The following is a 15,275-nucleotide window of genomic DNA, read 5'->3' as shown; positions in this document are numbered from 1 at the left end:
AGTGGAAAATCGGGTGAATTCAAGGAAACCGCAGCACTTCGGGTGGCGGCAACCCTGATCCAAGTCTGGCGAAAGGCAGTGATTTTCACAGGTAGCCAGAAAGGAGCAGAGACTACGGATGAGGAGCCTAACCAATAAGTCCGACAGCGCCCGACATCCCAAGCGGATGATGAGATAGTCCACCCCCAACGGAAACGTAGGGATAAGTGTAACCGATTGGTCGTAGGTTCGAATCCTACCCGGGGAGTTTTGTATAAGGATGAAGGATGAAAGATCGAGTTTCTGGCTTTAAACTTTCAACTTCTGACTTTGCTAAGTTTTGGTTAATAGAACCGGATGTAACTTTTTTAAATCATGGTTCTTTTGGCGCTTGTCCGATACCTGTGTTAGAAGCGCAAGATAAGTTTCGCCAACAGTTAGAACGGCAACCGCTAAAGTTTTATCGAGAGATGGAAGCATTACTAGATGCAGCCAAAAATCAGTTAGGTGATTTTGTGGGTGCAGATGCTTCCGATTTGGTATTTGTTCCCAATGCGACGACTGGGATAAATGCGGTTTTGCGTTCTTTGTCTTTTCGTCCGGGAGATGAGTTACTGACGACTAGCCAAGAATATAATGCTTGTCGCAATGTGTTGAATTTTGTCGCCGAAAAGACGGGGGCGAAGGTAGTAGTTGCAGATGTACCTTTTCCCATAAATGCGCCAGAACAGGTGATTGAGGCGGTGATGGGATGTGTTTCACCGCAGACAAGGCTGGCACTTTTAGATCATATTACGAGTCAGACGGGTTTAATTTTTCCGATTCAGCAGTTAGTTAAAGAGTTAAAAGATAGGGGAATTGATACTTTGGTGGATGGTGCTCATGCACCGGGAATGGTATCTTTAAATTTGCGGGAAATTGGGGCAACTTATTACACGGGTAATTGTCATAAGTGGTTATGTGCGCCTAAAGGTGCGGCTTTTCTGTATGTGAGGCGAGATCAACAGTCTTTGATTCATCCGATGACTATTAGTCACGGTGCTAATTCTCTACGTACTGATAAGTCACGATTTCAGTTAGAGTTTGATTGGATGGGAACAGATGACCCAAGTGCTTATTTGTGTGTAGCGGAAGCGATTAAGTTTATGGGTTCTTTGTTGCCTGGTGGATGGTCGGAATTAATGACCAGAAATCGAGCTATGGTGTTACAAGCTAGAGAGTTACTGTGTGAGGTTTTGGGTGTTGCGCCACCTTGTCCAGAGGAAATGATTGGGGCGATGGCGGTGGTGTGTTTACCGGATGATTGTACTCAGTTTGTGAAGACGCGATCGATCCCGCCGATACATGATCTGTTGTGGGAAAGGTTTAAAATTGAAGTGCAGGTGATTTATTGGCCGGAGTATCCTAAACAGTTGTTAAGAATTTCGGCGCAAATTTATAACAAAACTGAAGATTATGAATATTTAGCAGAAGTGTTGCCAGAATTGTTTAAGGAGTATGAGCGAATGGTACTAAGTTAAGCAAAACTTGTTACCCAGATCCCCGACTTCTTCAAGAAGTCGGGGATCTAGATTCAATTGTTGTAATATTGCGGTCTTCCATACTAGAGATTATATGACTTTAGGATCGCCTTCTAATCCATTTTTTGCCGGATCAATGATTTCTGATCCTCGGTTTTTTGTCGGACGTAAAGCGGAACTCGATACAATTACGGCCAGGATGACTGGTTCGCCGCCTGTTAGTGTTAATGTGGTGGGAAAAGGTCGAATTGGTAGATCTTCGCTGTTGTATCACTTTTTTCAGACTTACGAACAAAGGGTACAAAATCCGCAACGTTATGTAGTGGCTTATTTTAATTTGTCCAGTCCGCTGTTTCATCGGGAAGAGGGGTTTTATTTGACGATCGCTAGAGAGTTGTATAATTTGCCCAAGGTGCGATCGCAAAAGGTATTAACTAAACCATTTCATGTAAAAAACTTTGAACGCCACACTTTTTCAGTGGTGTTGGGAGAGTGGAAAAGACAGGGAGTTTTACCTGTACTTTGCTTAGATGAATTTGAAGCCTTGTTCCATCATCCCAAAGAATTTAATAATGGATTTTTTGATAATTTGTCTTTTTTGCTCAACAGCAATATTTTAATGTTGGTGATAGCTTCCCACAGAAAATTAGACTATTACCAACATCGTTACAAGTTTACTTCTAACTTTTTCCATTTGGGTGATGTAATTAAGTTGGGAGACTTAACTGAAGAAGAAGCTAAGGAGTTGGTAAGTTTACCTGTAACTTTGGGTGGTGAAGCTGCTTTAACTTGGGAAGAACAACGCCTTGCTAGACAATGGGGTGGAAATCATCCTTTGTTGTTGCAATTAGCAGCTAGTTTATTGTGGGAAGCACATCAGCAAAATTTAGATTTTCAATGGCCAAAAGAAAAGTTTATCCAAAAATCTCGTGGGATACCGAGAAATGGATTGAAAGGTAAATTTTGGCCTTTTGGTAGTTAATTAGGGTTTAATCCGGGAAGTTTGCCCAATCTTCCCAACGTGCTTGGTCAATCTCCTGATTAGAAAGCCTTTGTCCTTCAGAGGGTGCTGTCCAAGCGGGTGGCTGTGATTGGTTCCAAGCGGGTGGTTGCGGCGCGTTAGAGTGACCATTTCCGACTTCGCGTTCAATGTTCATAGCCATTTGCTGAATTAAACGCACCTTGTCTACGGTGGAAAGCTGCAATGCTTGGTTCAAAACGTCCTGAAAGTTCATGTGTGATCCCGGATTACTGGCCTGCATTGTAACATTATTGCAACAATTGGGGATTAGGGATTGGGGACTAGGGATTGGGGACTGGGAATTGGGTTAGTCTAGAGTCCTAGAGGTAGCAGTAGTTTGGCGATGAATAAGGTTAGGTAAATAGTGTGTAGATGATAATTTGATTATTACGCCATTACAATGAAACAGACTTAGCTGAAGATATTTGCTACTCAAAATCTTGATAAACTGTTGATTAAAGTATAGGTAAAACAAATGGACTGGCGAGAATATATCCATTCTGAGCCAAAAATTCTGGTAGGTAAACCAGTTGTTAAAGGAACTAGGCTATCAGTTGAGTTTCTGCTTGGGTTATTTGCGGTTGGATGGACAGAACAGCAAGTTTTGGAGAATTACCCTTCTTTAACTTCTGAAGCATTAAAAGCGGTATTCGCTTTTGTTAGGGTAAATTAATTTATGGATTAGGAATGCGATCGCCAATTGGTATTAGACCTCTCTAACAAAGAATCTCAAAGGCAGGCAGGATGCCTACCCCACAAGAGTTTTTGGAGAAGTCTATTGTTTATTTTCGTTATCAACCTTTAACACCAGAAGAACCTGGGGAAAATTTACTTAGTTTATTAAATGTAGAAGGTTTGTCTTTGCCAGGGAGATTTACTGTTGTGGAGCGATCGCAAATCCGTCAGCGTCCATTACCGTAAAATGAGGTTGGGAGAGTGCGATCGCAAGTTAGAATTGAGAAATATAATAGTGAGTCATGCTAGGATTAGGCTTTACTTGATTATCAGTTTAAATAATTATGAGTGTAATTATTCCAGATGAAATTTTACAAGCTACTCGGATGTCGGAAGATGAGTTAAAACAAGAAATTGCTATATTGCTATTTCAAAAAGAAAAGTTAACGCTAGGACAAGCAAGCAAACTAGCAGGAATGAATCAATTTTTATTTCAACATTTACTAGCGAGTCGTCAAATTCCTTTGCATTATGATGTAGAAGATTTAGAAGCCGATCTCAAAACTTTGCGGGAGATGGGCAGATTGTGATTGTTGTTAGCAATACTTCTCCGATTAATAATTTAGCTGCTATTGGTCAGTTAAGTTTATTGCAACAAATTTATGGTCAGATAGTTATTCCTAATGCTGTTTATCGAGAGTTAACTAATATTCCGGTTGCTGGTACGATCGAAGTAAAAACATTTGAGTGGATTGAAAAGCGAGAAGTAACAAATTCAACTTTGGTAAAAACCCTACAATTAGAAATCGATGAAGGTGAAGCAGAAGCTATTGCATTGGCTATAGAATTAAATGCAGATTTGCTGCTCATAGATGAGAGAATAGGAAGAATAGTAGCATCTCGTTTAGGGCTGAAATTTATCGGAGTTTTAGGAGTGTTACTAGAAGCTAAAAGTCAAGGATTAATTTCTACAGTTAAACCGTTACTCGATCGCCTAAGTGTATCAGGTTTTTGGATAAATGAGAAGCTGTATAATCAGGTTTTAAATTTAGCAGGTGAGTCTCTCTAATTCTTGATAGTCAAAAAACAGGCGGAACAACAATAATTTTCAGTTAAAAAGCCGGGTGTGTTCATTACCGTTATTGTTATTTATAATAAAACATAATCAGTTTTTGAGCATGAATGGATGATGAATAAATTTGTCGCACCAATTAATCTAGAATTATCGACTGCTTCTTTGGATCAAGGCGAACAAGCAATTCTACAAGAAATTGCTTTACAGCTATACGCCCAAAATATTTTTACTTTTGGGCAAGCACGTCGTTTGGCTAATTTATCTGTCTGGGAATTTCAGCAAGTTTTGGGACAAAAAAATATCGATCGCCATTACAATGAAACAGACTTAGCTGAAGATATTAATACAATTCAAACAGGTTCTTGGCTGTTGTGAAAGTTATTTCTAATACTACACCTCTAATAAATTTTGCTGCCATAAATCGGCTTGATATTTTACAGACTATGTTTGGGCAGATTGTGATTCCCCAAGCGGTATATGATGAAACAACTGGTTCTAGTTTCCCAGATTCGCAAGTTGTTCTGCAAGCAATTAGTTCAGGATGGCTTCAAGTTTGTAGAGTATCGACTATAGCAAGGGAAATTTCTCTAACACTAGATGAGGGAGAACGGGAAGCAATTGCTTTAGCGATCGAAACAGGCGAACAGCGAATTTTGTTAGATGAACGTGAAGCACGTCAAGTTGCCCAAAGTTTAGGATTGCAAGTAATTGGTACTCTTGGTATTTTGTTGTTGGCAAAAAACCAACAGATAATTCCTCAAGTAGAACCTTTACTTGATGCAATGATTGATACTGCTCAATATTGGGTTAACCCTACACTTTATCAACAAGTTTTACGACAAGCAGGAGAGGTTGTTGAGGATACCTAATTTAATTAGTTTATTAAGTTTAGCAGGTTTGTTTTTGCAAGGGAAATTTACTGTTGTAGAGCGATCGCAAATCCGTCAGCGTCCATCACCGTAAAACTGAGATCTTGCACCTGCGCTGTTAGCCCGCCCGGAAATCAATTTCCGGGCTAATAGCTCAAGTCCATTTAAATGGACTGAAAGTATAAGAATTTTAAGTATTTAGTCCTCTTTACTGGAGTTTAGCTATTAGCCTGCGAATCAATTCGCAGGCGGATTTTGGGACTGGTGCAAGATCTGAGTAAAAGGGAGTTGGGAGAGTGCGATCGCTATCTTCTTTTATTAAATGAAACAGCTTTAGTTGAAGTCATTAGCATAATTCAAAAATGTCCACAAAGGGTTGAAATGAAGAAACATCATTACCAAAACTCAACTTCAAATTTTGCAGAAAAATCAAAAGTTTCATTTTTAATTCGCTCAATGTTAACCTTCAAGTCTACTTGGGTTGGTATATTCAGGGAGAAGGCTATGTTTAAATTTGTTTTTGACTCGCTAGTAACACTCAAGATGTAGGTTTCTTTTTCTATTGGGACTCCTGCTTCACGTAGTTCCAAGAGGCTATTAATATGATCATCTGAGAGCCATTGGTATTTGCTCATATATTCTTTAGCTTTATCCAATTTTGGCTCATTCTGAGCGAAAGTACGCTCAATAATAATTTCCTTTTTCATTTTTGCTTCAGCAATTTTCTGTGCTTCAGCCGAACCTCCACCATAGGGAGTGTTAGCACCACCAGATAACTTTTCTTGGCTATTACTTGTTACGATCTCTGCGTTTATTACAGAGACTTTTCGTGCAGCCAGTAGACCACATAAAGTGGAAAAAAGAACACACTTTGCTTTGGCAAAAGTGTAGGATGCTTCTGAGGCATTAGCATAAGAAGAAGGGTCATAAGGACTTTGAATAAGAATCGCACCTGGGTTGAATAAAGCACTACCTTTTAACTTTTCTATAAGAGGAGTACTTTTGATTGTAGAAGCATCTATTAAACATACTTGCTCATTGTGGAAGATACCGCGTGCCGCCAACCCTTCCTGATTAGGTTTATTACTCACTTGGGTAAGTTGCTGTAAGCCAAGGCGAGATACGATCGCAATAACTCTGCGTTTCTCTGGTTCTTCTGGAATCTCATCATAACTCATTTTAGTTAATTTCCCTTCCTGCTTAATTGAATTGCCAATCATCGAAGTATCTATCTTTTTTTCCTCTTGTGACCGTTCATTAGGGAATCGATCAAAAGACGGATTATAAACAACATCACAGTATTGCTGATTGCAACTAGAGTCGCTAGAAACCAAACCAGATTTTTCAGCAATGTTTGTTGGGCTGCTGTCCAAATTTCTTCTGTCGGAATTTGATTCTGTATTAGCCATCCCAGAGTCAAAGGAACTACTACGACCGTTCCGTATACCAATAAATTTCCTGCCAGCATATTTATTAATTGTTCGCGTCTTTTTTTTTGCAAAAGCTCCTTTAATACTTGTGTAATTTCTGCTTTTGTATCTGAAGATAAATTTCTTCCAATAGAATTCACAAACTCTATAATTTGATCCTTAATACTCTGAATCCACCCATTTTCTGTATCGGAATTTAGCTCTCCATTTGGAAACTCACCATAACTAAGAATAGGTGCAAGCCGATTATAGCTATCGCGCTCATCTGGAATCGTTTTAATCACAAAATCGGCTTGCTTATAATAAACGATTACGTTGGGCGAAATAGATATCTTTTTACCCGTTGAAGTTACATCATCCATCTGCAAAACAAGATGTTGACGCTCTGCTTTTTTTTCAACTGGGTCTAGCTTATGCTTACCACTAGATATAATATTTGGAGATAAATTATCTAGCTGCTGTGCTGAATGAAAAAGTGCTTCTGATTTCATAATTATTTACCCATTTCTTGAACAACTTTCTCTAACAGTTTCTTTTGACTATCTTTATCCTTGAGGCTTCCAATAATTATTGTCATACCTTGACAGTTTCTTTTAATAGCTTCGTTGTTGGAAAACTCTTGATGATACTTACTTTCCTTGTTATTTTTATAAAAATTTTCGTCTATAACATCGAAATGATTCCCTATAATAAAGATATCTTTTTTCTTTTTTTCATCTTTCTTTTCTTCACCTTTCTTTTCTTCACCTAATGGGTTAATCCATTTTTGAAGGTTTTTTAAATCTTCTTTAACACGATTTTTAGTTTCAAATTTAATCTGGTCAGGGTTTCCTTTGTTATTAATTTCATCGGTTTTGTCTATTCCTCTAAGTAATGCTGCTGCATTAACAAGATATAAAACAATATTAGCAGACTCGAATTCTTCTTTCCACTTACCATTGTCACGGTATTCCTCACTACCGGGTAAATCAACAGCATCCTTAAACCTAATTGTTTCAGTTTTTTCTTGTATATTAAGAACGATAAATGAAGATTTAGTTTTCTTACGATTTACTGTTTGTTCTATTTCCACAGCTGTTAGATTAAGTGCATTTAGTAAAATGAAGAAAGTTGTTTTACCTGATCCTCTAGCTCCAAGTACTGCTATTTTTTTACCTTTTAAAGTAGTGATAATTTTTTCCCATGTCGCCCATATTGCTAATGTGCTACTAACTACCGAAAATAACATAAGACCTATAGTAAATGGTTCCATATTTTAAGAAAGAGTATTCCATTGTTTTATAAATTGAGAACCAAGCTTTATAGTTCTGGTTTCCTTACCTGAACTTAAAATATGCAAATTTTTATGTGCTACATGGCTCGGTTTATCATGTACAGTAGAGCTTTCCATAATGCTAGACCGATCGCACCCAACATGAAAAGACGGAAAAAGGTGGAAAAAGGCGGATCTTTCTTAAATTTTTGTAAAGTTTAAAACCAAGGTGGAAAAAGGCGGATATGGGCAGATTAAGTTGGTTATAATAACTCCAGTCTTTTCACATACCTACCAATGGACAGTCGTGAGGTGTTGCAATTTGTAGATGAAGTAGTTCATGCCAAAACAGGTAAGCATCTAAATGATTTGCAACGGGGAATTATTGAGGGAACACTGAAGCGGCGAAAATATTCTGATATTGCAGAAGATTATAATTGTACGACTGGTCATACTAAGGAAGTAGGTTACGAACTTTGGCGAATTTTATCTGAAATTTTTGGCGAACCTGTTGATAAAAAGTCTCTTCAATCTGTTTTAGAACGGCAATCAAATCTGAATATATTTTTAGGTAATAAAAGTAATAATATAATTAATTGCATAAATTTTGGTTCTGAAAAACTCAATTTTCCCCTGAATAAAAATCAATCTGAAACTACAGAATTTCAGCAGAACAATAATAGTCAACTTAAGCAGGAACAAATTAATAGATTAAGACAGTTTGGTTTAACTGACGAACAAATAGCAGAGGTGCTAGAGCTACCCCTGGAGGCGATTAAGTGGGTTGAAATGAAGGAGTAATTTACTTGAGAGTATTGAAATTATTATAAATTACTTATTCCAGAAATGATTCGCCTAGCTAAACCTAAAGCTTGCTCAGTTTTTGCTGACAGTTTTGGAAAAGAATCATTGTAATCAGCTTGGTTGCGAAAATCGCGTAAACGCTGCAATTTTTCGCCCAATTTTCGCTGCTTTTCGTCAGCACTATTCTGAAATTGTTCAATAACATATTTGTGAGTTTTTTCGCGGGGGATTGTTAACCGATCGCAATCTCTTAAAAAATTGCGTGCTTGAATAAAAGCAGAATAGTATGCTCTACTAATAGCTGAACGAAGTTTAGCCTCCTCACTAGAAACTTCAGTAGTGTTACCAGCAAGTTCCCGCGCTAAATTCAGGTATTCCGACCAATTAAAAGTCATTTTATTCTAAACTATCTAAGTTAAAAAACATCTTTCCTTGCCCTCTATTTGGCACTTCTATCCACCAATCATCTAATAAATCCATCCTATCCAATGCTGCTTCTGTTTCTAAGTTGGTAGCAATGTAAACAACTAAATGGGGGTCATCAATTTCTGGATCGGGAACGTATTCTAGAAAAAGTGGTGAATCGGGAAAATGTTGGCGAATCTGGGGGTGTGCTTCTAGCAACAAGGGAATTAGGAAAGGGTGTTTTTCCAGAAAGTCTAAAACTTCGGTTTTTTGGCGTAAGTTATATAACTTTTCTAAGGATTCAATATCGAGGTTAGCCAGACTTTTATGTAGTAACATCTGGGCTAGGGTAGTGCGATCGATCTGACGGCGTTTTGCTTCTTGGGTTAAGCGATCGTTATCTTCTTTTGCTAGTTGAATATTCAGCGTATTTGTTTCGCTCATTTTTTTCTCTGCTTTTTTTCCTGCACTACTATCGCATCTTTTTGCACAGTTACTTGTCTCTATCACTCCTCAAAAGGTTCTTGAAAAAGTGCTGACAAATCGCGGTAGCCACTGATTACCCTTAAAATCTCAATTCCCCCTTCAATTGGACGATAGAAAATTAGGTAATCATCAACTGGAAAACTCCGCAACTCCTCAAGAAGTTCATCACGTTTACGTCCCATATTTGGAAAACTTGCTAAATTCTGACACTTTTGATTAACTTTTTTCAGAAACCGTTCTGCTACATCAAAACCACTATTATCAGCAATCAAATCAATAATGGTTTCAATATCTCGACTAGCAGTTGTAGTAAAACGACAAATATTACTCATAAACCAGAATCAACACGACGTTGTTGTAGTTTCTGTTGCAGTTGGGAGAAAACCGTTTCCCCATCCACAACTTCACCCCGTTCTGAGGCTTCAACGCCGAGCATAATTTCCCTTTTCAATTCCTCAAACCGTCCTTTATAAATGCGTTCTCGTTCTTCTAATAGCCTGATACCTGCTACGATCACTTCTTGAGCAGAAGAATACTTACCACTTTCTACTTGACTGGCAATAAACTTCTCAATTTCTGAACTTAACGATATATTCATTTGGGACTCCGCCTGTTTAATGATCGCAAACAAATTGAAACCAAATTAATCGAAAAAAATCAGTTTAACCATTAACTTGCTCAAGCCAATTAGTTAAATCTGTTTCACTCTGGAAATCGAGGATTGCTTCTCCCAAATCTTCAATACGATTTACGGGTAAACTGCGGATTTGTTCTTCTATGTTGGGTGCGATCGATCCAAATCGACGACTCAACAATCGCATCACAAAGGAAACAGCTTCTCGCTGAATTCCTTGCTCAATTCCTCGCTCGATTCCTTGCTCAATTCCTCGCTCAATTCCTTGCTCAATTCCTTGTTGGTTCGCATCTTGAATTCTTTCTAGATACAATGGTGATAATTGCATAATTAACTCCCGATCTTCTGAATCTAAGTCTTGTCGAGCCTCTAAAATGGCGAACAAATTCGATAAAAGTTCGAGTACGCTGTCTTTAAATGGAGTTGCGTTGGGTAGAGAGTTGAACTGAGCGATCGCACTTTTTTGCACATTTCCTTTTCCCAACAATCGCAGCCAGAGAGTTTCCGGGGTGTTAGGGAGTTGGTGAATAACTACGATCGCAGTTCGCAACGCTGGCGGGAGAAAATAAACCCCCTCGCCAAAGTTTTCCAATTCTAAATTAGCACCAAAACTGTCCAAAATGGGTTTAGAAAGGGTGGGCGTAAAAATCCAAAGCCGGGGGCGATCGCAATACAGGCTGAGTTAATTTTGCCACTAAATATCCTCCCTTGGCTGAGATCTTGCACCTGCGCTTTTAGCCCGCCCGGAAATCAATTTCCGGGCTAATAGCTCAAGTCCATTAAAATGGACTGAAAACTTTAGTATTTAGTCCTCTTGAGAGGACTTTACCTATTAGCCTGGGACTTGAGTCCCAGGCGGATTTTGGGACTGGTGCAAGATCTCAGTTGGAAAGTTCGCCCATTCCTCCCGACGTGCTTCGTCAATTTCATCTGCTGAAGGTGCTTGTCCGAGATCGGCACATAAACCCCATAATGATTTACGAGGAGTAATTTGATTACAAACTAATTACCTTTCTATATCAGGTGTTAATTCCTGAATCAAACGCACCTTGTCCACAGGCGAAAGCTGCTCCGCTAAGTGCAAAACTTCTTCTAATTTCACAACTTTTCCCTTGCACTACTTAGCAAAATTCTAGCATTAGTATTTAGTTGGGCTTTAGAGCTATAATTTTAAGCAAAAGAAAGTGAAAATATTTATTTAAAGATAGGGCGGGCAAGATGCCCACCCCACAAGAGTTACAGCTTTCTTGTGGGGTAGGCATCCTGCCTGCCTTTTACTTACTCTTCAATTTTACTATGCTCAACTTCTGCTATTTTCAAAGGTATTTTTACTTCCTGCGGTGGTGGTGTTATTGCTTCTAAAGAAGTACCTACTAAGCAAACTCCTACTAAACTAACTGCGTGCAAATTTGCATCTTCTAATTCAGCACAAAGTAAATTTGCTCCGGTTAAATTCGCGCCTGTTAAATTCGCACCTCGTAAGTCTGCTTCTTCCAAATTGGCATTACTTAAATTTGCTCCTTGTAAGTCTGCTTGACTCAAATTTGCACCATGTAAATTAGCACCACTGAGATTAGCACCTCGCAAGTCTGCGGCGCGTAAATCTACCCCTTGTAAATTTACACTCATCAAATTTGCACCACTTAAAAAAGCTCCAGCAAAAGACGCTTGGGTTAATTTTGCTCCCATTAAATTTGCGCCTCTGAGGTTACTTCCCCGCAAGTCAGCACCAGTTAAATCTGCTTGCATTAAGTTAGCACCTAACAGAGTTGCTCTTACATCTGCTGCTACTAATTGAGCGCTTAATAAGTTTGCGCCTTCTAATTTGGCGCTTTCTAATTTAGCACCGCTTAAATTAGCGCCAACTAAGTTAGCACCAGCGAGATTAACTCCTCTTAAATTGCTGCCAGAAAGGTCTTCTTCTTCTAAGTCTACCCCTGGCAGTTGTTTAATTTTTCCGGCTCGAATAGCTGCAATATCCATGAATTTAATTAACTGTTAGTTTGGAAAATATTTTGTACTTCTTCTGACAATTCTGGATCGAGTAACCACATTCCAGTTGTTACTTTGGGTGGGATAACTTGCAAGTCTAATCCCTGTTGTAAACCCATAACTAATAAACCTAAAGTTTCTACTAGTTTCGGGTCCCATCGTTCGTTAGCTTGGGCTTGAAATTCTACTAAAGCTTTAGTTAAAGCTTCTGATTTACTGAGGTTTTCTGTTTCTTTTAGGAGTTGATTGACTCGTTGTTCAAAGTTGGTGATTAATCCCAATATTCTCGATTCTAATGGTATGGCATCGTAGGCGAAACCTCCGGGATAACCACTGCCGTTCCACCATTCGGTTTGATGGGTTAGGATGTGTGCGATCGCCTGCAATCGCGGCATCGCTCTTAATGCTTGTACACTAGGTTCTAAAGGACAACTAGGCGCTTCATCTAAACCTGTAACTGTTGTTACTCCCAAAGGTACTAAACCATGCAATAATCCCGCTAATCTTAACCGTTTAATTTGCCACGCTGGTAGATCCAAAAGTTGCCCCATAACTTCGGCTAAAGCGGCTATTTCCGCTGTCGCCATTGGATTTCCAGTATTAGCTAATTCCATTAATTGCGCCATCCGCACAAAGGCTTGCAATTCGTTGGAAACTAAGTTTATGTCTAATTCTTCATGATGAGAAGGTTGTAATTGTTCAGCGATTAAATCTTGTTGACTATGTTGTAAATAATCAACAACGCGAGAAACAATTTCTCCTAAATTATCTTGTTGGGCGTTAGCAGCTTGGGCGGTGATTTCTTTGACTTGGGCGGTTAATTTTTGCTCTAATTCTGGGTCGTATTTGGCGATGTGCGCGATCGCTAATTCCACTGTTTCTAATACTAACCCAGGTTCAAAAGTCCAAAACCCATAAAATTTCCGTTCTCGATCTTCCTCTGGTACTCCTTGTACCCCATAATCTTGAGGGGTTAATTCTTGACAAAGTACCATCGCTGTGTAGCTGGGCGATAGGATCATTAAATGCCATTCTTGGGCTACGGGATCGATCGTTTCTAAACTCACCAACTCTACATTTGACATCTGGCTGGTGGGATGTTCTGCAAAACCAGAGTCGGGTGCTGCCATAATTACAATTTGCCGAGATTTTTTGGCAATATCACCATATCTGTCTGCTTCTTGAAGATACCATTTCCCTCTTTGAAAAGCGGTGATCATGAGGGGGGAGGTGTTCGAGGTCAAAATGCTATCTTCTAGGGCATGGCAGAGGCCAACCAGTGTATTTTTATAGTAGACTCCAAACCGCAGAGGTCTGGGGCTGGATTTGTGGGCATCAGCTAGTTTTTGCAGAATTGAACCTTGTAGCATGGTTTTTTTTTATTAAACCGCAAAGAACGCAAAGAGCGCGAAGAAGAAGAGAAGGTTTTGAAAGAGAGTTTTTGGAGGTAGGGTGGGTTGATGCCCACCTTACTCGATTTTATTAGACTTTGAGTAGTTGTTTTTCGGTACGTTCAATTGGCGAGGTTAGTGCTTGTTCTAAGTCGGCGCAACCGAGTCTTTGTTCTAAAATTCGCATGACTTCGCGCCCAAAATCATCGGGGTTTTGTCGCCATGCTTGCAAGCAAACTTCGCCAAAGAATGAACCGAGTGGTTCGGGATTCCACAGGAGTTTTTTCGCTGTCCAAGGCATTAAACTCATGGGATCGTATCCTGGTTTGAGGATATCATTTTTGAACGCATATTCTTCTAAATGGGTGTGGGGTTGTAACCCAATGAAAAATATGGCTGGTTCAACTTTTTCTTCGCCAAAAATTCGCTCTAGTTCCCGATGGTAAGCTATAGTTTGGCGAATTGTTTCTGGGGTTTCGTCAATGACGTTAAATGAGTAGTTTACTGAAACTAGGTCATTAAATCCAGCGGCTTTTAAGTCTCGGCAGTTTTGTAAGACTGTGCGAAGATTATAGCCCATTCGCATTTTTCGCACTAGTTCTTGGGAACCACTGGTAATGCCAATTTCAAAGTAGTTCATTCCGGTTTTTACCATCAAGTCGCACAATTGAGGTGTCAAATTGTCGGCTCTGATGTATGCTGCCCAGTGGATATCTTTCATGGCAGAATCGACGATTTTTTGTAATAATTCAATGGCATCGTCGATGAATTTGCGGGCGGGGATAAACTGAGCGTCAGTAAACCAGAAATTGCGAATTCCTCGATCGTACAATTGGCGCATTTCCTCGACAACTTCATCCGCTGGGTTAATGCGGACTTGTTTACCTTCAATTACTGTGTAAACACAATAGCAGCAATTGTGCGGACAACCTCGCTTAGTTTGTACGCCAATGTAAAAGTCTCGATCTTGCAAATAATACTGGAATTCCGGCCAAATTTTTTCGATGTAGTCGTAGTTGCAGGCAGTTTTTTCAATGTTAGCGGGTGCTTCGTGAATTAGTTTTTCTCGTGGCGCACTTTCTCCCACTACATAACACTTTTCCCCGCTAATATCTTGTTGGCGCAACAGTTTTTCTAACAGCGCTTCTCCTTCTCCCACAGAAACGATCGTTCCTTTGGGTAAGCTTTTCCCTAACTGTTCGTAAAATACACTGACTGCACCACCACCAACGATCGATCGCGCATCCGCATTATACCTCTGCGCCCGTTTCAATCCCCGCTTAATTAAACCCAGATTACGCCACAGTTCATTGTAATAAGCCGTAGTTACCCGCAACCCACCCAGCGCCCCCCGTAATTTCACTAGGGGATTTTTCGCATAGTAAAACTCAAAAGCGTGTTGTAAAGGGTTCCCTCCTCTACCTCCCACTGGTGCATAAATCTGGATGTCGCGCCAAGAAAATACCAGCAAGTTCGGCTGAAACTCATCGACACAAGCATCCAACGCTGAACCAAAATCCAAGGGCGGTACTGTTCCTAAATCAAATATCCGCTGTTCCACTGCCGGAAACAACTTCTGCACATGATCTGCTAAGTAGACAACCCCAATCGGAAATATGGGATTACAAGGGAGACGAACATAGAGTATCCGAGTTTCCATCCTGCGACTCTCTCTAGTTAAGGATTTCTCTGGCTTTCCTAAGCAAAAAATTTGCACAGGAGCTCAGGGCGATTTTATATAA

General features: G+C 39.6%; 22 protein-coding genes. 10 read left to right on the top strand and 12 right to left on the bottom strand.

Annotation, left to right across the window (positions count from 1 at the left end):
• The first annotated feature begins 266 nt into the window (after positions 1 to 266).
• Together ACE1CI_RS22650 and ACE1CI_RS22645 are read left to right on the top strand one after the other, a co-directional pair.
• Positions 267 to 1,499: an aminotransferase class V-fold PLP-dependent enzyme gene (locus tag ACE1CI_RS22650; RefSeq protein ID WP_413267820.1), complete on the top strand. Its 1,233-nt coding sequence runs from the start codon at positions 267 to 269 to the stop codon at positions 1,497 to 1,499.
• A gap of 94 nt (positions 1,500 to 1,593) precedes the next feature.
• Entirely contained in the window at positions 1,594 to 2,481 is an 888-nt protein-coding gene (locus ACE1CI_RS22645) for an nSTAND1 domain-containing NTPase (protein ID WP_413267821.1), read from the top strand.
• 7 nt (positions 2,482 to 2,488) lie between these two features.
• Here ACE1CI_RS22645 and ACE1CI_RS22640 read toward each other — a convergent pair whose 3' ends face one another.
• Positions 2,489 to 2,734 (bottom strand): hypothetical protein, encoded by a 246-nt coding sequence (locus tag ACE1CI_RS22640; protein WP_413267822.1) that lies wholly within the window; start codon positions 2,732 to 2,734, stop codon positions 2,489 to 2,491.
• Positions 2,735 to 2,995: 261 nt separating this feature from the next.
• Between ACE1CI_RS22640 and ACE1CI_RS22635 the strand changes: the two genes are divergently transcribed.
• The 6 genes from ACE1CI_RS22635 to ACE1CI_RS22610 all read left to right on the top strand — a co-directional run bounded on the left by ACE1CI_RS22635 (position 2,996) and on the right by ACE1CI_RS22610 (position 5,139).
• Positions 2,996 to 3,193 carry a DUF433 domain-containing protein gene (locus ACE1CI_RS22635; RefSeq protein ID WP_413267823.1) on the top strand — a complete coding sequence of 66 codons (198 nt, stop codon included), beginning with the start codon at positions 2,996 to 2,998 and terminating at the stop codon, positions 3,191 to 3,193.
• A 71-nt stretch (positions 3,194 to 3,264) separates the two neighbouring features.
• Complete coding sequence (locus tag ACE1CI_RS22630) at positions 3,265 to 3,441, top strand: hypothetical protein (protein ID WP_413267824.1); 177 nt, start codon at positions 3,265 to 3,267, stop codon at positions 3,439 to 3,441.
• A 98-nt stretch (positions 3,442 to 3,539) separates the two neighbouring features.
• Positions 3,540 to 3,785, top strand: coding sequence for a UPF0175 family protein (locus ACE1CI_RS22625; RefSeq protein ID WP_413267825.1), 246 nt, complete (start codon positions 3,540 to 3,542; stop codon positions 3,783 to 3,785).
• Positions 3,782 to 4,264, top strand: coding sequence for a PIN domain-containing protein (locus ACE1CI_RS22620; protein WP_413267826.1), 483 nt, complete (start codon positions 3,782 to 3,784; stop codon positions 4,262 to 4,264). The genes ACE1CI_RS22625 and ACE1CI_RS22620 overlap by 4 nt, the downstream gene beginning before the upstream one ends.
• Before the next feature lie 120 nt (positions 4,265 to 4,384).
• Positions 4,385 to 4,645 (top strand): UPF0175 family protein, encoded by a 261-nt coding sequence (locus ACE1CI_RS22615; protein ID WP_459564158.1) that lies wholly within the window; start codon positions 4,385 to 4,387, stop codon positions 4,643 to 4,645.
• Entirely contained in the window at positions 4,642 to 5,139 is a 498-nt protein-coding gene (locus tag ACE1CI_RS22610) for a PIN domain-containing protein (protein WP_413267828.1), read from the top strand. The genes ACE1CI_RS22615 and ACE1CI_RS22610 overlap by 4 nt, the downstream gene beginning before the upstream one ends.
• 395 nt (positions 5,140 to 5,534) lie before the next feature.
• Here the strand turns inward: ACE1CI_RS22610 and ACE1CI_RS22605 are convergent, their stop codons facing one another.
• Genes ACE1CI_RS22605 through ACE1CI_RS22595 form a run of 3 tightly spaced genes read right to left on the bottom strand, consistent with a single transcriptional unit; the run spans position 5,535 to position 7,821 of the window.
• Entirely contained in the window at positions 5,535 to 6,359 is an 825-nt protein-coding gene (locus ACE1CI_RS22605) for a hypothetical protein (RefSeq protein WP_413267829.1), read from the bottom strand.
• Positions 6,360 to 6,367: 8 nt separating this feature from the next.
• On the bottom strand, positions 6,368 to 7,060 hold the full coding sequence (locus ACE1CI_RS22600; protein ID WP_413267830.1) for a hypothetical protein: 693 nt from the start codon (positions 7,058 to 7,060) through the stop codon (positions 6,368 to 6,370).
• Positions 7,061 to 7,062: 2 nt separating this feature from the next.
• Complete coding sequence (locus ACE1CI_RS22595) at positions 7,063 to 7,821, bottom strand: GTPase domain-containing protein (protein WP_413267831.1); 759 nt, start codon at positions 7,819 to 7,821, stop codon at positions 7,063 to 7,065.
• Between the two features lie 81 nt (positions 7,822 to 7,902).
• Between ACE1CI_RS22595 and ACE1CI_RS22590 the strand changes: the two genes are divergently transcribed.
• A complete protein-coding gene (locus tag ACE1CI_RS22590) occupies positions 7,903 to 8,043 on the top strand; it encodes a hypothetical protein (protein ID WP_413267832.1) in 141 nt (46 codons plus the stop codon).
• Positions 8,044 to 8,118: 75 nt separating this feature from the next.
• A complete protein-coding gene (locus ACE1CI_RS22585; protein ID WP_413267833.1) occupies positions 8,119 to 8,622 on the top strand; it encodes a helix-turn-helix domain-containing protein in 504 nt (167 codons plus the stop codon).
• Between the two features lie 23 nt (positions 8,623 to 8,645).
• On the opposite strand, the gene ACE1CI_RS22580 is transcribed toward ACE1CI_RS22585, so the two are convergent.
• The 8 genes from ACE1CI_RS22580 to ACE1CI_RS22545 form a co-directional block, all read right to left on the bottom strand.
• Complete coding sequence (locus ACE1CI_RS22580; protein WP_413267834.1) at positions 8,646 to 9,020, bottom strand: HEPN domain-containing protein; 375 nt, start codon at positions 9,018 to 9,020, stop codon at positions 8,646 to 8,648.
• Between the two features lies 1 nt (position 9,021).
• The gene (locus ACE1CI_RS22575; RefSeq protein ID WP_413267835.1) at positions 9,022 to 9,474 is read right to left on the bottom strand and encodes a hypothetical protein; all 453 of its coding nucleotides are present in this window, start codon (positions 9,472 to 9,474) and stop codon (positions 9,022 to 9,024) included.
• 62 nt (positions 9,475 to 9,536) lie between these two features.
• Positions 9,537 to 9,848, bottom strand: coding sequence for a type II toxin-antitoxin system RelE/ParE family toxin (locus ACE1CI_RS22570; protein ID WP_413267836.1), 312 nt, complete (start codon positions 9,846 to 9,848; stop codon positions 9,537 to 9,539).
• The gene (locus ACE1CI_RS22565; RefSeq protein WP_413267837.1) at positions 9,845 to 10,114 is read right to left on the bottom strand and encodes a type II toxin-antitoxin system ParD family antitoxin; all 270 of its coding nucleotides are present in this window, start codon (positions 10,112 to 10,114) and stop codon (positions 9,845 to 9,847) included. Before ACE1CI_RS22565 ends, ACE1CI_RS22570 begins: the two co-directional genes overlap by 4 nt.
• Positions 10,115 to 10,178: 64 nt before the next feature.
• The gene (locus ACE1CI_RS22560) at positions 10,179 to 10,769 is read right to left on the bottom strand and encodes a DUF4351 domain-containing protein (protein ID WP_413267838.1); all 591 of its coding nucleotides are present in this window, start codon (positions 10,767 to 10,769) and stop codon (positions 10,179 to 10,181) included.
• Positions 10,770 to 11,428: 659 nt separating this feature from the next.
• Complete coding sequence (locus tag ACE1CI_RS22555; protein ID WP_413267839.1) at positions 11,429 to 12,133, bottom strand: pentapeptide repeat-containing protein; 705 nt, start codon at positions 12,131 to 12,133, stop codon at positions 11,429 to 11,431.
• A gap of 8 nt (positions 12,134 to 12,141) precedes the next feature.
• A complete protein-coding gene (locus ACE1CI_RS22550; RefSeq protein ID WP_413267840.1) occupies positions 12,142 to 13,512 on the bottom strand; it encodes a DICT sensory domain-containing protein in 1,371 nt (456 codons plus the stop codon).
• A gap of 112 nt (positions 13,513 to 13,624) precedes the next feature.
• The gene (locus tag ACE1CI_RS22545; protein WP_413267841.1) at positions 13,625 to 15,193 is read right to left on the bottom strand and encodes a photosystem II high light acclimation radical SAM protein; all 1,569 of its coding nucleotides are present in this window, start codon (positions 15,191 to 15,193) and stop codon (positions 13,625 to 13,627) included.
• Positions 15,194 to 15,275: the final 82 nt, after the last annotated feature.

This window comes from Floridaenema flaviceps BLCC-F50 (assembly GCF_041929275.2).
Taxonomy (GTDB): domain Bacteria; phylum Cyanobacteriota; class Cyanobacteriia; order Cyanobacteriales; family Aerosakkonemataceae; genus Floridanema; species Floridanema flaviceps.
The sequence above is the reverse complement of the archived record's forward strand: the minus strand, read 5'-3'. Positions and strand labels throughout refer to the sequence as shown.